This window comes from Bosea sp. (in: a-proteobacteria) (assembly GCF_023953965.1).
Taxonomy (GTDB): Bacteria; Pseudomonadota; Alphaproteobacteria; order Rhizobiales; family Beijerinckiaceae; genus Allobosea.
This window is the reverse complement of the sequence record NZ_JAMLIX010000002.1, coordinates 1,278,916-1,295,390: the sequence shown is the minus strand read 5'-3', so window position 1 is coordinate 1,295,390 and position 16,475 is coordinate 1,278,916. Positions and strand designations below refer to the sequence as shown.

Genomic DNA, 16,475 nt, shown 5'->3' with positions numbered 1-16,475 from the left:
CGGGAGAAATCGGATAGGATGTCACGCAGCGTCAGCGTGGCACGGATGCAAGAGGGGCACGTGACATGGCCGGAGATTCTGGACAGAAGTTCATCCGCCGCAACAGGCCGCCTCGGGTGCACATCACCTATGAGGATCCCTACAACGCGGAGCAGAAGGTCGAGCTGCCCTTCGTCATGGGCGTGATGGCCGATCTGTCGGGCAACGCCTCGGCGATCGAGAAGCCCGACATCTCGCAGCGCAAGTTCCTCGACTTCGACATGGACAATTTCGACCAGCGCATGGCCGCGATCGAGCCGGCCGTCACCTTCAACGTGCCCAACAAGCTGGGCGAGGACGAGAGCGAGAAGCTCTCGGTGGCGCTGAAGTTCTCGAAATTCGAGGATTTCACCCCCGCGGCCATCGCCCGCCAGATCCCGGCGACGGCCAAGCTCCTGGAGGCGCGCGAGCAGCTCGCCAACCTGCTGCGCTACATGGACGGCAAGATGGCGGCGAGCGACCAGATCAAGGCGCTGCTCGCCGATCCCCAATTGATGGCGGCGCTGAAGGACAAGCTCGGCAAGGGCGAGGCTCCAGACGACAAGGCGGCGAACTGAGGGCAGGGCGCGGGCCCGCCCCCGCTGCAGCGCCGAGGCGCCGCCGCGGATGGTGAAACGACCCCGGCCGTGCGCGGCGGGGCTGCGGGTCCGCAGGGCGGTTAAGCGAGCGAGGCGGCAATGGCAGCGGAAGCACAGACCCAACAGCCCGGCGGGGCGGCAGTCGAAACGCGCGAGATCGACGATTTCTCGGCGATCCTGAAGCAGAGTTTCAAGCCAAAGACGGAACGCGCGGCGACCGAGGTCGAGAACGCGGTCGCGACCCTGGTCAACCAGGCGCTGTCGGACCAGACCCTGATCAAGGGCGACGTCATCGACACGATCGAGGAGATGATCGCAAGGCTCGACGCCAAGCTGACCGAGCAGATGAACGAGGTGCTGCATGCGCCGGAGTTCCAGAAGATCGAGAGCGCCTGGCGCGGCCTCAACTACCTCGTCTTCAACTCCGAGACGGATGCGCAGCTCAAGATCAAGGTGATGAACGTCTCGAAGAGCGAGCTCTATCGCAACCTCAAGACGTTCCCCGGCGCGCGCTGGGACCAGAGCCCGCTGTTCAAGCAGGTCTACGAGCAGGAATTCGGCCAGCTCGGCGGCCAGCCCTTCGGCTGCCTGGTCGGCGACTATCATTTCAGCCATGTCCCGACCGACGTGCAGCTCCTGCGCGACCTGTCGAAGGTGGCCGCGGCGGCGCACGCCCCCTTCTTCGCCGGCGCCGACCCGACCCTGATGGGCATGGATGCCTGGACGGAGCTGTCGAACCCGCGCGATCTCGGCAAGGTCTTCGACACGCCCGACTATGCGGCCTGGAAGGGCCTGCGCGACGCGGCCGATTCCCGCTATGTCGGCCTGTGCCTGCCGCGGGTGCTGTCGCGGGTGCCCTACGGCGCCAAATCCGAGCCGGTCGAGGAATTCGCCTTCGAGGAGGATACCGACGGGCACAAGGGCGAGAAATACGCCTGGATGAACGCGGCCTACGCCATGGCGGTGAACATCAACCGCGCCTTCAAGGAATATGGCTGGTGCACGCGCATCCGCGGCGTCCAGTCGGGCGGCGAGGTCCTGAACCTGCCGACCCACACCTTCCCGACGGACGATGGCGGCGTCGACCTGAAATGCCCGACCGAGATCGCGATCAGCGACCGGCGCGAGGCGGAGCTGGCGAAATCAGGCCTGATCCCGCTGATCCATCGCAAGAACACCGACAAGGCCGCCTTCATCGGCGCCCAGTCGCTCTACAAGCCGAAAGCCTTCTTCGGGCCTGACGGCGTGGCGGCGACGGCCTCGGACAACCTGTCCTCGCGGCTGCCTTACATGTTCGCGGTCTCGCGCTTCGCGCACTACCTGAAGTGCATGGTCCGCGACAAGATCGGCTCCTACAAGGAAAAGGAGCCGCTGCGCCGCTGGCTGCAGGAGTGGATCACCGACTATGTCGATGGCGATCCGGTCAATTCCAGCGAAGAAACGAAGGCGCGGCGCCCGCTCTCCGATGCGCGCATCGACGTCTTCGAGGACGAGGAGAACCCTGGCTACTACTCGGCCAAGTTCTATCTGCGGCCGCACTTCCAGCTCGAAGGCATGGATATCGGCCTGAGCCTGGTCTCGCGACTGCCAGCTCCCAAGCAGTGACCGTCACCTGATCGGCCGGTGACGGCGACAACGATGATCTTCGGCGCGCCGGCTCAGTCGAGGGCGGCGCGACAGGAAAAGTGCGTCCGTAAGCGGGCCCGCATCCGCGAGCCTCAAGCAATCCCTACCTTTGGAGGTAAAAATGGCTGCTGACTTCCTGCTCGAGATCGACGGGATCAAGGGCGAAAGCAAGGACAAGATCCACAAGGATACGATCGAGGTCGATTCCTTTTCCTGGGGCATCAGCAATGCGGGCTCGATGGCGAGCAATACCGGCGGCGGCTCCGGCAAGGCGAGCTTCCAGGACATCCACTTCACCTGCCCGGTCGGCAAGGCTTCGGCCAATCTGGCGCTGTCCTGCGCCAGCGGCAAGCACATCAAGAAGGCCGTGCTCTATGTCCGCAAGCAGGGCGAGACGCAGAAGGACTACTATGTGGTGACGCTGGAGGACCTCCTGGTGTCGGGCTACACGTCCGCCGACGCGGCCGGCGGCATCAGCATCCCGACCGACCAGTTCTCGCTGAACTACGCCAAGATCAAGTTCGAGTACAAGCCGCAGAAGGAGGACGGCACGCTCGAAGCGCCGATCACCATGACCTGGGACATCAAGGCCAAGGCCAAGTGAACCGGGGCCGAGTGAGCTGGAAAGTGAGCTGAAGCGCACCGGCCCCGGCGCCCGCCGGAGCCGGTGCCTTGCCTGCGGTGCGATAGGCCATGGTCGATCCCGTCTCGAAAAAGCGGCTGAGGCCGCCCCTGATGTTCGCCTTCCGGGAGGCGCATCTGGAGAAGGATGCCAGGACCGCGCTCGACCTGAGGGACGAGGGCGGCGAACGCGTGATCGCGCCGCGGCGCGCGGCGCCGCGCGCCGCGATCACCGAGCAGAAGCTCAGGCGCGAGATCGCGCTCGATCTCGACGCGCTGGTCAACACCATCAATCTCAGCTCCTGCGTCGATCTTTCGGGACTCGACCATGTGCGCCGCTCGGTGCTCAACCACGGCTTTCCGGATCTCGCCCGGCTCTCGATCGACGAGCATCGCGTCGATGCCATCCGCGAGGACCTCGCCGATGTCCTGGTCGGCTACGAGCCGCGGCTGATCCGCAAATCGGTCGCCGTCGAGCGCGACGACAGCCTCGATCCGGCCGAGCTCAGGATCCGCTTCCTCGTCCGCGCCGATCTCAATTGCGAACCGCTCAATATTCCGGTCCAGTTCGTCGCCGATCTCGAGCTCGACACCGGCAAGATCGCGATCAAGGGCCGGTGAGGTGACGAGGCGATGAACCAGGAGTTTCTCGACCTCTACAACCAGGAACTCCGGCTGTTCATGGAGCACAGCAAGGAGTTCGCCGAGGAATATCCCGGCATCGCCGAGCGGCTGGGCGGCTTGTCCGGCGAGCGCATGGACCCGATGGTCGGCGGCCTCCTGGAGGGCGCGGCCTTCCTCGCCGCCCGGGTCCAGCTCAAGCTCAGGCACGAATTCCCCGAATTCACCAACAACCTGATCGAGCAACTCCTGCCGAACTACCTCGCGCCGACGCCGTCGGCGCTGCTGGCGGGTGTCGCCGCGCCCTATTCGGACCCGGCGCTGCGCGAGGGGCTCTCGATCCCGCGCGGCTCCTATATCGACGCGACCTATCTGGAACGCGAGCGGCGCGTCGCCTGCCGCTACCGGCTCGGCGGCGAGGTCACGCTCTGGCCTTTCGAGATCACCGGGGCGGAATATATCCCGGCGCCGGGGCCGCTGCAGGCGCTGGGGCTGCACACCGGACCGCGGGCGCTGGCGGGCCTTAGGCTCACCCTGACCCACCGGGTCATGGCCGATTCCGAACAGGAGCCTTCCGCCGCGCAGGCGCTGAAGAACCCGGCGAGCTGGTTCGCGGGCTGCCGCACCCGCACGCTGCCCGTCCATCTGCTCGGCGCCGAGGGCGATGCGGTCGCGCTCTACGAGCAGCTCTTCGCGAACTGCATCGGCATCCATTTCCGCCATCTCGACGAATTCGGCGATCCCGTCGTGACGCCGGGCGAGGGCTGCCGGCTGGAGCAGATCGGCTTCGACGAGGACGAGGCGCTGCTGCCGGCCGATACCCGGATCTTCCGCGGCTTCGAGCTTTTACGCGAACTGTTCTGGTTCCCGCGCAAGTTCCTCGGCTTCCGGCTGGAGGGGCTGGGCAGCGTCATGCCGAAGCTCCAGGCCAAGACGGTCGACATCGTCTTCGTCTTCGACGAGGTCAATGCGCGGCTGCCCGGCGCCGTGCGCAAGGAGATGTTCGCGCTCTACGCGGCGCCTGCCGTCAATCTGTTCGAGAAGACGGCGGACCGCATCCCGGTCCGGACGAACCAGCACGAATTCCATGTCGTGCCCGACCGCAGCCGCGCGCTCGACTACGAGCCGCACAGCATCCTGTCGGTGCATGCGCATTATGTCGGCGGGCGCGAGAAGCAGCCGGTCCATCCGCTCTATTCCTCGCCGGAGGGCGCCTCGCCGGCGCATGGGCTGCACTATACCCAGCGCCGCCTGCCGCGCCGGCGCTCCTCGGCCGAGCGCCGGCAGGGCAAGGCGTCGGACTATACCGGCACGGAGATGTTCATTTCGCTGGTCGAGCCGGCCGGCCTCGCCGACACCGCCTCGGTCGCCGAGCTCAGCGTGCGCGCGCTCTGCTCCAACCGGCACCTGACCGAGCATCTGCCGACGGGGCAGGGCGGCGCCGATTTCCGGCTGATCGACAATGTCTCGCTCGACATCGCCTGCCTTTCCGGGCCGACGCCGCCGCGCGAGCCGGTCGTCTCCCAGCTCAAGCTGCGCTCGGAGACGGCGAGCACCGGCATCGTGACCTGGCGGCTGGTCAATCTCCTCAGCCTCAACCATCTCGGCCTCGTCCAGCGCGGGGCGGGCGAGAACGGCGAGGCGCTGCGCGAATTGCTCTCGCTGTTCGCCGATCTCGCCGACAGCGCCACCGAGCGGCGCATCCGCGGCATCAAGAGCGTCGACAGCCGCGCGGTCGTCCGCCGCTTCCCGCAGCGGGCGGGAACGGGCGCGGCGCGCGGGCTCGAGATCACCGTGCTGCTCGACGAGAAGGCGTTCGAGGGCTCTGGCGTCTTCCTGCTGGGGGCGGTGCTCGACCGCTTCTTCGCCGAATACGCGGCGATGAACCATTTCACCCAGACGGTGATCCGCACCGTCGAGCGCGGCGAGGTGATGCGCTTTGCGCCGCGCGCCGGATCGAGGCGGATCCTGTGACGGACGAAGCCGCCACCCCGCTGGAGAAGGCGCCGAACTATCAGGCGCGGCTCGAGGCCGAGCCCTGGCGCTTCGATTTCTATGCGGTGATGCGCCGGCTGGAGCGCAGCTTTCCCGATCGGCCGCGGCTCGGCGACGTCGCCTCGCGGCGCGAGGAATATGTCGCGCTGGGCGAGCAGCCCTATCTCGACTTCCCGGCTTCCAGCCTGGCGGAGGCCGATCGCGACGGGCAGGGGCGCCTGCGCCTCTTCGTCAAGTTCCTCGGCCTGCTCGGGCCGCAGGGGCCGCTGCCGCTGGCGACGACCGAGGAGAGCTATCACTGGACGCTCACGCGCGACGACGCCTTCCCGCGCTTCCTCGACATCTTCAACCATCGCTTCCTGCAGCTCTTCTACCGGGCCTGGGCGGATTCGCGCCCGATCGCGCAGCATGACCGGCCCGATCTCGACCGCTTCGCCGCCTATATCGGCAGCATGATCGGACTGGGCTCGAAACCCTATCTGAAGCGCGACACCGTGCCGGACGCCGAGAAGCTTAGCCATGCCGGGCTGATCGGCGCGCAGGCGAAATCGGCCTCGAGGCTCAGGCGCTTCCTCGCCGGGCTGTTCAAGGCGGATGTCGAGATCGAGCAGTTCACCGGGATGTGGCTGGTCTTCGATCCGGCCGACCGCACGCGGCTCGGCGGCGCCCATTGCACGCTCGGCGGCGACGCGCTGCTCGGTGCCGGCGTCTACAGCGTCGAGGACAAGTTCCGCGTGAAGATCATCGCGCGCGACCTTTCCGAATTCGAGCGCTTCCTGCCGAACGGCGATCGCTGCGAGCCCTTGGCCGACGCGGTCTTCTTCCATCTCGGCGAGCAGTTCGAATGGGATGTCGAGCTTGGCCTTCCGGTCGGCGCGGTCAAGCCCGTCCGGCTCGGCCAGTCGGGCCATCTCGGCTGGACGAGCTGGATGGCGCCGAACTGGGACGCCGAGGAAGGCGCGCTGCGACGCGACGCGCGCTTCCATCCCGCCGAAAGCCTGCGCCTGAAACGAAGCCGCACCGCAGCCACCGGACATTGAAGGGGACGATCATGGCCGATATCAGCCTCGAAGCCGTCACGGGCAAGCTCAACCGGGTCGGCTACGATACCTTCCTCCAGGCGCTCAGGCAGGCGAAGGGGGCGGGCAACCGCAATGTCGAGCTGGCGCATTGGCTGCTCCAGATCCTGCAGGGCACCTCGAACGACCTGACCCTGACCGCCGACCACTACAAGCTCGACCGCGCCAGGCTCCTGATGGATCTCGGCGGCGTGGTCGAGGGCTTCCGCCGCAACGAGACGGAGATGCCCGGCATCGCCAACGCCATCGTCGATATCCTCGACCGTGGCTGGCACTACGCCACGCTGTTCTTCGGCGAGACGCAGATCAGGACCGGACACCTCCTGGTCGCGGCGCTGAAATCGACGGAGCTGCGCCGGACGCTGACCGGCCTCTCCAAGGAATTCGCCAAGATTCCGGTCGAGGAACTGGCCGCAGGCCACGGCAAGATCTGGGAAAGCTCGGAAGAAGAGAACCTCAGGCCGATGGATGGCTCGGGCCTGCGCGCGGCGGGAACGCCCGGCCCCGAGCAGGCCGAGGGCGCCAAGGGCACAACCGCGCTCGACCGCTTCTCGCAGGACCTCACCGTCAAGGCCCGCTCCGGCACGATGGACCCGATCCTCGGCCGCGACGACGAGATCCGCCAGGTCATCGACGTCCTGATGCGCCGGCGCCAGAACAACCCGATCCTCACCGGCGAGGCCGGCGTCGGCAAGACCGCGATCGCGGAAGGCTTCGCCCAGCGCGTCGCTTCCGGCGACGTACCGCCGCCGCTGCGGGGCGTGCGTGTCTGCGCGCTCGATATCGGGCTGATGCAGGCCGGCGCCTCGATGAAGGGCGAGTTCGAGCAGCGGCTGCGCTCGGTGATCGACGAGGTGCAGTCCTCGCCGACGCCGGTGATCCTGTTCATCGACGAGGCGCATACGCTGATCGGCGCCGGCGGGCAGGCCGGCACTGGCGATGCCGCCAACCTCCTGAAGCCGGCGCTGGCGCGCGGCACGCTGCGTACCATCGCGGCGACGACATGGTCGGAATACCGCCAGTATTTCGAGAAGGACCCGGCGCTGACCCGGCGCTTCCAGCCGGTGCAGGTCGACGAGCCCGACATGGTGCGCTGCTGCACCATGCTGCGCGGTCTGATCGGGCCGATGGAGAAGCATCACAAGGTGCGCATCTCGGATGCGGCGATCGTCGCGGCGGTCTCGCTGTCGCATCGCTATATCCCGGCCCGGCAACTGCCCGACAAGGCGGTGAGCCTGCTCGACACGGCCTGCGCCCGCGTCGCCATCAGCCAGAGCGCGACGCCGGCCGCGATCGAGGACGCGCGCGTCGCGATTGCCTCGCTGGAGCAGGAAAAGGCGGCGCTGACGGCGGATGCCGATCTCGGTACCGACAGCGCCAAGCGGCTCGGCAAGATCGAGGCCGAGATCGCCGAGCGGCAGCAAAAGCTCGGGGCGCTGGAAAGTGCATGGGCGGGCGAACTCGCCATCGTCGAGGAGATCAAGGCGCTGCGCGCCAAGCTTGGCGAGAAGGCGCCGGGCGGGGAGGCGAAGGCGGCGGATGCGAAGCCGGCCGAGGATGGGCAGGCGGAGGAGGCCGCCCCGGCGCAAGCGAGCGCCGATCCGGAAGAGCCGGCCGCTGCCGATCCGGAGGAAGCCCGTACCACGCTCAACGCCAAATTCGCGGCGCTGAGCGAGATCGATCCGGCGAACCGGATGATCTACGCCCATGTCGACGAGCAGTCGGTCGCTTCCGTGGTCTCGGACTGGACCGGCATTCCGGTCGGCCGGATGGTCAAGGACGAGATCGAGACGGTGCTCAACCTCGCCGAGACGCTGAACCGGCGCGTCGTCGGGCAGGGCCACGGCATCGGCATGATCGCCAAGCGCATCGAGACCAACCGCGCCAGGCTCGACAACCCCAACAAGCCGATCGGCGTGTTCATGCTCTGCGGCCCCTCCGGCGTCGGCAAGACCGAGACGGCGCTGGCGCTGGCGGAAGCGCTCTATGGCGGCGAGCAGAACGTCATCACCATCAACATGAGCGAGTTCCAGGAGGCGCATACCGTCTCGACCTTGAAGGGCGCGCCTCCCGGCTATGTCGGCTATGGCGAGGGCGGGCGGCTGACGGAAGCGGTCAGGCGCAAGCCCTATTCGGTGGTGCTGCTCGACGAGGTCGAGAAGGCGCATCCCGACGTGCACGAGCTGTTCTTCCAGGTCTTCGACAAGGGCCAGATGGAGGACGGCACCGGCCGGCGCATCGACTTCAAGAACACGCTGATCATCCTGACCTCCAACGTCGGCACCGACGAGATCATGAGCATGGCGATGAACGGCGCCGCCAAGCCGGATCCGGAGGCGATGGCGGTGAGCCTGCGTCCGGCGCTGCTCAAGGTCTTCCCGCCGGCGCTGATCGGGCGGCTGGTGACGATCCCCTATTACCCGCTGTCCTCGGACATGCTGGCGGGAATCGTCAGGCTCCAGCTCGGGCGCATCGGCCGGAGGCTCAGCGAAAACCACAAGGCTGCCTTCGTCTATGACGACGCGGTGGTCGAGCACATCGTCGGCCAGTGCAACGACCCGGATTCGGGCGGGCGCATGATCGACAACATCATCACCAACTCGATGCTGCCGGCGCTGTCGCGCGCGATCCTCAACCTGCAGCTGGAGAAGAAGCCGCTGACCGAGGCGAAGATCACGGTCGAGGACGGTGCCTTCGCCTACGCCTGCGTCTGACGTTCAATCGAAGGAGGGTGCCATGGCACTGAAGTCGCCGCGTTTCGCCTCCAATGCCGCCTTGCAGAATGCCGCGCGCAGCGCCCCGCCGATCCGGCGCGGCGCCAACGGTCAGCATGTCGCGGCGATCCAGCAAGCCTTCATCGATCTCGGGCTCGGCATGGCGATCAGCACGAAGAAGGCCGGCAAGGCCGACGGCATCTTCGGCGGCGAGACCGAAAGCCGGGTCTGGCAGTTCCAGGCCCGGATGGGGCTGACCCGCGACGGCATCGTCGGGCGCGACACCATGGCCAAGCTCGACGAGCTCCTGCCCACGGCGGGGCCGCCGCCGAAGCCGCTGCCGCCCGCGAAGATGACCCACAAGATCAACGTCCACATGCGCTCGATCGACAATCCGACGGTGCCGGAATTCACCCAGCTCAAGGTGATGGAGGAGATCTATGCGCAGTACCTGATCCGCGTCGACGTGCTGACCGGCCAGAGCGTCGGCCTAACCCCCGGCGAGCAGTTCACGCTGAATATCGTCGACGGCGATTGCAAATGGGACCAGGTCTCGGACGAGCAGCGCCTGCTTCAGAATTCCGGCAGCAACCAGGGGGTCGGCGTCAACGATATCGTCGTCTATTTCGCGACGGTGCTGCGCGAGAAAAACGGCGAGACGCTGCAAGGCTGCGCCGGTCATGCGCCGACGCGCCCGGCGGTGATGATCGCGGCGAGCGCCACCGACAAGACGACGATGGCGCATGAGGTCTGCCATGTCCTGCTCAGCTCCAGCTTCACGCCGGTGCATGTCGGCGAGGACGCGAACCTGATGTGCAGCGCGCCGATGTGCACCGGCCAGCCGGCCTATCTCAGCGTCGCCCAGCTCAACCGCGTCTTCGCCAGCAAGCTGCTGCACAAGCTGTGACAAAAGCTTGGATCGCCACTTCGCGTCCGATGGGATGCGTGGCGATCTATGGACCGACGGACTGCATGAAATCGTCGAGCGCCGCGCTCTCCCGCGGCGAGAGCCTCAAGCCCAGCTTGCCGCGGCGCCAGAGCACGTCTTCGGCCCGGCGCGCCCATTCCGCCGCCATCAGGTAGCGCACCTCGCGCTCGTAGAGATCGGCGCCGAAATGCCGGCCGAGATCGGCGATGCCGGTCGAGCCCGCGAGGATATCGCGGGCGCGGGTGCCGTAGGCGCGGGCGAGCCGCGTCACGGTGCGGCGCACGAGCCATGGGTAGGCGGCGGCGATCGCGTTCACCAGCGCCGCGAAGCCCCCGACCGGGAAATCGCCGCCGGGCAGGGCGCCAACTTCCGTCCAGGTGGCGCGGGCGGCCCAGGGCGCGTGAGGCGCGAGCCTGGCGATGGCTGCCTCGGCGAGCCGGCGATAGGTCGTGATCTTGCCGCCGAAGATCGAGAGCAGCGGGGCCTGCCCTTGCGGCGCATCGAGCGTCAGCACGTAGTCGCGCGTCGCCTCCTGCGCCCTGGAGGCGCCGTCGTCATAGAGCGGGCGCACGCCGGAATAGGTCCAGACCACCGATTCGGGCATCACGGCCGAGCGGAAATACTCGCTCGCGGCGGCGCAGAGATAGGCGATCTCCTCGGGCGTGGCCGCGACCTGCGCCGGATCGCCATGGTAGTCGCGGTCGGTGGTGCCGATCAGCGTGAAGTCGTGCTCGTAGGGAATGGCGAAGACGATGCGGCCGTCGCCGTTCTGGAAGATGTAGCAGCGGTCGTGGTCGTAGAGCCTGGGCACGACGATATGGCTGCCCTGGACCATGCGGACACTGGCCTTCGCATCGGTATGGATGACGCCGTTGAGCACCGCGCCGACCCAGGGGCCGGCGGCGTTGACGAGGCTGCGCGCCCAGACCGTCCCGCCGCCTTCAGTCTCGAGCCGCCAGAGACCGTTCTCGCGCCTTGCCGCGGTGATGCGGGTGCGGGTGCGGATCGAGGCGCCGCGCACGGCTGCGTCCATCGCGTTCAGCACGACGAGGCGGGCGTCCTCGACCCAGCAGTCGGAATATTCGAAGGCTTTCGCCGCGTCATCCTTGAGCGGCTTGCCCGCGGCGTCATGGGCGAGGTCGAGCGTGCGCGTCGCCGGCAGGAGCTTGCGGCCGCCGATATGGTCGTAGAGCAAGAGGCCGAGCCGGAGCAGCCAGGCCGGGCGCAGGCCCGCGTGATGCGGCAGCACGAAGCGCAGCGGCGCGATGATGTGCGGTGCGATTGCCCAGAGCCGCTCGCGCTCCATCAGCGCCTCGCGCACCAGCCGGAACTCGTAATGCTCGAGATAGCGCAGCCCGCCATGGATCAGCTTGGTCGAGCGCGAGGAGGTGGCGCTGGCGAGGTCGTCCTGCTCGAACAGAACGACGCAGGCGCCGCGCCCGGCCGCGTCGCGGGCGATGCCGCAGCCATTGATGCCGCCGCCGATGACTGCGAGGTCATAGGGTGCGTCGGGACTCGTGCCGAAGCCGGCGGCGGGCGGGTTGGTTGCGGAAGCCATGCTCGTCTTCTGTTTCGAAGGCGCGCCATCCAAGCGCGCACCGGACGGCGCCGCAAGCCCGCTCCCGTCGCCAATTGGTCGGGGATGCCGATCAGCGACGCTTGACGAAAGCCGGGCCGGGCGGCCACTGGGCGAAGGCAGATGCGGGCAGCCGGATGAACGAGGCAGGACAGGGCCGGGACTGGCGGCGAAGGGCGGCGCGGTTCGAGGCCGCCTTGCGCGCCGTTCTCGAAAATACCGGCGCGGCGATTCTCGCGGCGCTGTTCCTCGTGGTCATGGCCGCGGTGCTGCAACGCTATCTCTTCGGCGGCGGCTTCGTCTGGTCGGACGAGCTGGCGATCTGGCTCAATCTGGCGCTGATCGCGGTTGCCGCGCCGCTCGCCGTCACCGGCACGCTGGCGATGCGGCTCGACGTGCTGGTCCGCCTGCTGCCGGCGGGGCCGCGCCGCCTCGCGGGCGTCGTCGCGGAGGCCGTCGCCTTCCATGGCGCGCTGGTGCTGGCGGCCGGGGGGCTGAGCGTCGCTACGCTGGTCGGCGGGCATTCCACCGTGCTCGGCCTGCCGGAAGCTTTGCGCTTTACCGCCTTCGCCTGCGGCGGCGCGCTCACGCTCGCGGCGCTGTTCCTGCGGGCCGGGCTCGAACGGGGGCTTGCGGATGCCGTGGCGTCGCTCCTGCTCGGCTGCGGCTTCTATGGGCTGGCGCAGCTCTCCTTCGATCTCTTTCCGACGCCGAGCCTCGTCGCGGCGCTGGTGGCGGGCGCGGGGCTCCTGCTCGGCGCGCCGCTCCCCTTCGCGCTCATCGCCGGCGTCTCGCTGACCGGGCCGTTCGGCGGGCTGATGCCGGAGCCGGCGATCGTGCAGACCATGGTCGGCGGCGTCGGCAAGTTCCTGCTGCTGGCGATTCCCTTCTTCCTGCTCGCCGGCGAGGTCCTGACCGAGGGCGGGCTCGCCGAACGGCTGATCCGCTTCGCCGCGACGCTGGTCGGCCACCGGCGGGCGGGGCTGGCGCAGACGGCGCTGGTCGCGAGCGCGCTGTTCTCGGGCGCGTCCGGCTCCTCGGTCGCCAATGCGGCCTTCGGCGCCAAGGTGATGGCGCCGACCTTGGTGGCGCGCGGCTATCCGCCGGCCAATGCGGCGGCGATCGTCGCCGGCGTCTCGATGCTCGACAACATCATCCCGCCCTCGATCGCCTTCCTGATCCTGGCGAGCGCGACCAATCTCTCGGTCGGCGCGCTGCTCGTCGGCGGCTTCGTCGCCGGCGGGGTGCTGACGCTGGCGCTCGCCATCGGCATCCATCTCAGCGTCCGCGGCGTCGTCGACGCGGCGCCGAAGGCGAGCGCGGCCGAGCGGGGCAGGGCGCTGATCGGGGCTGTTCCCGCGATCGGGCTCGGCATCGTCGTGGTCGCCGGCATCCGGCTCGGCATGGTGACGGTGACGGAGGCCTCGGCGCTCGCTGTCGCCTATGCCGTCCTCGCCTGTCTCGCGCTGCGCAGCCTGAACGGGCGCGGCGTCTGGGCGGCCCTGCGCAAATCGTCCGCCGAGGCGGCGGCGATCGGCCTGCTGATCGGGGCCTCGGCGCCCTTCGCCTTCCTGCTCGCGGTCGACCGCGTCTCGGATGAGATGGCCGGGCTCGTCACCCTGCTGGACGCCGGACCATACGCCGTGACGCTTCTCGCCAATCTCGTGCTGCTGGTGGCGGGGCTCTTCCTCGACATCGGCGCCGCGATCCTGCTTCTGGCGCCGCTCCTGCTGCCGGTCGCGGTCGCGGCGGGGCTCGATCCGATCCAGTTCGGCGTGGTGCTGGTGGTCAACCTGATGATCCACGGGCTGACGCCGCCGCTCGGCATCCTGGTCTATGTCGTCAGCGGCATCATGCGGGTGCCGGCGGGGGCGGTGTTCCGGGCGGTGCTGCCGCTTCTGGGCGTGCTCATCGTCGCCCTCATGGTCCTGTCGCTGGGCATGGCTGCGTGGCCCGCGCTTGCGCCGGGGCTCAAGGCGTTGTTCTGATGCCGCCTCTCCCGCCCGGCGCCCGCGCCGTTCCATCGCCTTCGCCCAAGTGCCTCTGGATGCCGATATGATCTTCACCGATATCGCGCGGCGGACCTACAACCATGGCTGGCGGCTCGACCCGATCATCCGCAGCCTGCTCGACACCGATTTCTACAAGCTCCTGATGCTCCAGATGATCCGGGCCTTTCATCCGGAGGTCAGCGTCACCTTCTCGCTGATCAACCGCTCGAAGCATATCCGCCTCGGCGACCTCGTCGACGAGAGCGAATTGAGGGCGCAGCTCGACCATGCCCGCTCGCTGCGCTTCTCCAAGAAGGAGCTGATCTGGCTCTCCGGTAATACGTTCTACGGCAAGACGCAGATGTTCTCGCCGGATTTCATGGCCTGGCTCGCCGATTTCCAGCTGCCCGATTACGAGCTGCGCAAGGTCGACGGCCAGTACGAGCTGCATTTCGACGGCCCGTGGACCCACACCACGATGTGGGAGGTGCCGGCGCTCGCCATCATCAACGAGCTGCGGGCCCGCCGGGTCATGCTCGGCCAGAAGCGCTTCTCGCTCGACGTGCTCTATGCCCGCGCCAAGGCGAAGATGTGGGACAAGGTCGAGCGGCTGCAGAAGCTGCCCAACCTCAGGCTCTCCGATTTCGGCACGCGCCGGCGCCACGGCCATCTCTGGCAGCGCTGGTGCGTCGAAGCGCTGAAGGAGGGCTTGGGCCCGGCCTTCACCGGCACTTCGAACGTGCTGCTCGCGATGGACACCGAGCTCGAGGCGATCGGCACCAATGCGCATGAGCTCCCGATGGTGCTGGCGGCGCTGGCCGATTCGGACGAGGAATTGCTGCGCTCGCCCTATCGCGTGCTCGACGAGTGGCGCCAGGTCTATGGCGGCAACCTCCTGATCGCGCTGCCGGACGCCTTCGGGACCAGGAGCTTCCTGCGCCATGCGCCGGACTGGGTCGCCGACTGGACGGGCTTCCGCCCCGACAGCGCGCCGCCGATCCCGGCCGGCGAGACGATCATGGCCTGGTGGCGCGAGCGCGGCCGCGACCCGCGCGAGAAGATGCTGGTCTTCTCGGACGGGCTCGACGTCGAGGCGATCGAGCGGGTCTATCATCATTTCGACGGCAAGGTGCGCATGGCCTTCGGCTGGGGCACGGACCTGACCAACGATCTCGTCGGCTGCTCGCCCGACGGCTCGCGCGATCTCGACCCGATCTCGCTGGTCTGCAAGGTCACCCGGGCGAACGGCCGCCCCGCGGTGAAGCTCTCCGACAACCCCGAGAAGGTCTCGGGCGATCCGGAAGCCGTCGCGCGCTACCGGCGGGTATTCGGGGGCTGATGCCTGCCGCCTTGCATCGGCGGCCCAAAACCCCTAATGCGACCCGTGTTTCTAGGCCCGAAGGGCCGCCTTCGAGGACAAGGGTGTCATGGCCAAAGAGAAGTTTGCTCGGACGAAGCCGCACTGCAACATTGGAACGATTGGTCATGTTGACCATGGCAAGACGTCTTTGACGGCTGCGATCACGAAGGTTCTGGCTGAGTCTGGCGGGGCGTCGTTCACGGCGTATGACCAGATTGACAAGGCACCTGAGGAGAAGGCTCGCGGGATCACGATCTCGACGTCGCATGTCGAGTACGAGACGGCGAACCGTCACTATGCGCATGTCGACTGCCCCGGGCACGCCGACTATGTGAAGAACATGATCACGGGCGCGGCGCAGATGGACGGCGCGATCCTTGTGGTTTCGTCGGCTGACGGTCCGATGCCGCAGACGCGCGAGCACATCCTGCTGGCGCGTCAGGTGGGTGTTCCGGCGCTTGTGGTGTTCATGAACAAGGTGGACATGGTTGACGATCCGGAGCTTCTCGAGCTTGTCGAGCTCGAGATCCGCGAGCTTCTGTCGAAGTATGATTTCCCCGGCGACGACATTCCGATCACCAAGGGCTCGGCGTTGTGCGCGCTCGAGGATCGCGAGCCTGCGATCGGCCGCGATGCGGTCCTGGCGCTGATGAAGACGGTCGACGAGTACATCCCGCAGCCGGAGCGTCCGATCGACCAGCCGTTCCTGATGCCGGTCGAGGACGTATTCTCGATTTCGGGCCGCGGCACGGTCGTGACGGGCCGCGTCGAGCGCGGGATCGTCAAGGTCGGCGAGGAGATCGAGATCGTCGGTCTGAAGGACACGGTGAAGACGACGGTGACCGGGGTCGAGATGTTCCGCAAGCTTCTGGACCAGGGGCAGGCGGGCGACAACATCGGCGCGCTGTTGCGCGGCACGAAGCGCGAGGACGTGGAGCGCGGCCAGGTCCTGTGCAAGCCGGGCTCGGTGAAGCCGCACACGAAGTTCAAGGCCGAGGCCTATATCCTGACGAAGGAGGAGGGCGGGCGCCACACGCCGTTCTTCACCAACTACCGGCCGCAGTTCTATTTCCGCACGACGGACGTGACCGGCGTGGTGACGCTGCCGGAAGGCACGGAGATGGTGATGCCGGGCGACAACATCTCGATGGAGGTGACGCTGATCGCCCCGATCGCGATGGAGGAGAAGCTGCGCTTCGCCATCCGCGAAGGCGGCCGCACGGTTGGAGCAGGGGTTGTTGCTTCGATCATCGCCTGATCGAACAGGCGCAGGGTTTCGGGAAAGGGCGGTGGCGACACCGCCCTTTTTCTTTGGGGATCATGTCCGCCGCAATCCACGCCGATCAG

The 16,475-nt window shown here is 67.7% G+C and carries 12 protein-coding genes; 11 read left to right on the top strand and 1 reads right to left on the bottom strand.

Features of this window, described 5'->3' with window-relative positions; all coding sequences use genetic code 11:
- Window positions 1-65: 65 nt before the first annotated feature.
- The 8 genes from tssB (at window position 66) to M9917_RS21230 (ending at window position 10,180) form a co-directional block, all read left to right on the top strand.
- The gene (gene tssB / locus M9917_RS21265) at window positions 66-596 is read left to right on the top strand and encodes a type VI secretion system contractile sheath small subunit (RefSeq protein WP_297257005.1); all 531 of its coding nucleotides are present in this window, start codon (window positions 66-68) and stop codon (window positions 594-596) included.
- Between the two features lie 120 nt (window positions 597-716).
- On the top strand, window positions 717-2,222 hold the full coding sequence (gene tssC / locus M9917_RS21260; RefSeq protein ID WP_297257004.1) for a type VI secretion system contractile sheath large subunit: 1,506 nt from the start codon (window positions 717-719) through the stop codon (window positions 2,220-2,222).
- Window positions 2,223-2,364: 142 nt separating this feature from the next.
- Window positions 2,365-2,847: an Hcp family type VI secretion system effector gene (locus M9917_RS21255; protein WP_297257003.1), complete on the top strand. Its 483-nt coding sequence runs from the start codon at window positions 2,365-2,367 to the stop codon at window positions 2,845-2,847.
- An 89-nt stretch (window positions 2,848-2,936) separates the two neighbouring features.
- Window positions 2,937-3,485: a type VI secretion system baseplate subunit TssE gene (locus M9917_RS21250; RefSeq protein WP_297257002.1), complete on the top strand. Its 549-nt coding sequence runs from the start codon at window positions 2,937-2,939 to the stop codon at window positions 3,483-3,485.
- Window positions 3,486-3,497: 12 nt separating this feature from the next.
- Window positions 3,498-5,459, top strand: coding sequence for a type VI secretion system baseplate subunit TssF (tssF, locus tag M9917_RS21245; protein ID WP_297257001.1), 1,962 nt, complete (start codon window positions 3,498-3,500; stop codon window positions 5,457-5,459).
- An 89-nt stretch (window positions 5,460-5,548) separates the two neighbouring features.
- Entirely contained in the window at window positions 5,549-6,520 is a 972-nt protein-coding gene (tssG, locus tag M9917_RS21240) for a type VI secretion system baseplate subunit TssG (RefSeq protein ID WP_465246414.1), read from the top strand.
- A gap of 11 nt (window positions 6,521-6,531) precedes the next feature.
- On the top strand, window positions 6,532-9,273 hold the full coding sequence (tssH, locus tag M9917_RS21235; RefSeq protein WP_297256999.1) for a type VI secretion system ATPase TssH: 2,742 nt from the start codon (window positions 6,532-6,534) through the stop codon (window positions 9,271-9,273).
- Between the two features lie 22 nt (window positions 9,274-9,295).
- Window positions 9,296-10,180: a peptidoglycan-binding domain-containing protein gene (locus M9917_RS21230; RefSeq protein WP_297256998.1), complete on the top strand. Its 885-nt coding sequence runs from the start codon at window positions 9,296-9,298 to the stop codon at window positions 10,178-10,180.
- A 46-nt stretch (window positions 10,181-10,226) separates the two neighbouring features.
- Here M9917_RS21230 and glpD read toward each other — a convergent pair whose 3' ends face one another.
- The gene (gene glpD, locus M9917_RS21225; RefSeq protein ID WP_297256997.1) at window positions 10,227-11,759 is read right to left on the bottom strand and encodes a glycerol-3-phosphate dehydrogenase; all 1,533 of its coding nucleotides are present in this window, start codon (window positions 11,757-11,759) and stop codon (window positions 10,227-10,229) included.
- A 155-nt stretch (window positions 11,760-11,914) separates the two neighbouring features.
- Between glpD and M9917_RS21220 the strand changes: the two genes are divergently transcribed.
- The 3 genes from M9917_RS21220 (at window position 11,915) to tuf (ending at window position 16,386) form a co-directional block, all read left to right on the top strand.
- Window positions 11,915-13,765, top strand: coding sequence for a TRAP transporter large permease (locus M9917_RS21220; protein ID WP_465246413.1), 1,851 nt, complete (start codon window positions 11,915-11,917; stop codon window positions 13,763-13,765).
- A 67-nt stretch (window positions 13,766-13,832) separates the two neighbouring features.
- A complete protein-coding gene (pncB, locus tag M9917_RS21215; protein ID WP_297256995.1) occupies window positions 13,833-15,107 on the top strand; it encodes a nicotinate phosphoribosyltransferase in 1,275 nt (424 codons plus the stop codon).
- Window positions 15,108-15,195: 88 nt separating this feature from the next.
- Window positions 15,196-16,386 (top strand): elongation factor Tu, encoded by a 1,191-nt coding sequence (gene tuf, locus M9917_RS21210; RefSeq protein ID WP_297256969.1) that lies wholly within the window; start codon window positions 15,196-15,198, stop codon window positions 16,384-16,386.
- Window positions 16,387-16,475: the final 89 nt, after the last annotated feature.

What these genes read in the sequence shown, in the direction of transcription:
- tssB (WP_297257005.1), top strand. Translation starts at nt 66, where the DNA reads ATGGCCGGAGATTCTGGACAGAAGTTCATCCGCCGCAACAGGCCGCCT.
- tssC (WP_297257004.1), top strand. Translation starts at nt 717, where the DNA reads ATGGCAGCGGAAGCACAGACCCAACAGCCCGGCGGGGCGGCAGTCGAA.
- M9917_RS21255 (WP_297257003.1), top strand. Translation starts at nt 2,365, where the DNA reads ATGGCTGCTGACTTCCTGCTCGAGATCGACGGGATCAAGGGCGAAAGC.
- M9917_RS21250 (WP_297257002.1), top strand. Translation starts at nt 2,937, where the DNA reads ATGGTCGATCCCGTCTCGAAAAAGCGGCTGAGGCCGCCCCTGATGTTC.
- tssF (WP_297257001.1), top strand. Translation starts at nt 3,498, where the DNA reads ATGAACCAGGAGTTTCTCGACCTCTACAACCAGGAACTCCGGCTGTTC.
- tssG (WP_465246414.1), top strand. Translation starts at nt 5,549, where the DNA reads ATGCGCCGGCTGGAGCGCAGCTTTCCCGATCGGCCGCGGCTCGGCGAC.
- tssH (WP_297256999.1), top strand. Translation starts at nt 6,532, where the DNA reads ATGGCCGATATCAGCCTCGAAGCCGTCACGGGCAAGCTCAACCGGGTC.
- M9917_RS21230 (WP_297256998.1), top strand. Translation starts at nt 9,296, where the DNA reads ATGGCACTGAAGTCGCCGCGTTTCGCCTCCAATGCCGCCTTGCAGAAT.
- glpD (WP_297256997.1), bottom strand. Translation starts at nt 11,759, where the DNA reads ATGGCTTCCGCAACCAACCCGCCCGCCGCCGGCTTCGGCACGAGTCCC.
- M9917_RS21220 (WP_465246413.1), top strand. Translation starts at nt 11,915, where the DNA reads ATGAACGAGGCAGGACAGGGCCGGGACTGGCGGCGAAGGGCGGCGCGG.
- pncB (WP_297256995.1), top strand. Translation starts at nt 13,833, where the DNA reads ATGATCTTCACCGATATCGCGCGGCGGACCTACAACCATGGCTGGCGG.
- tuf (WP_297256969.1), top strand. Translation starts at nt 15,196, where the DNA reads ATGGCCAAAGAGAAGTTTGCTCGGACGAAGCCGCACTGCAACATTGGA.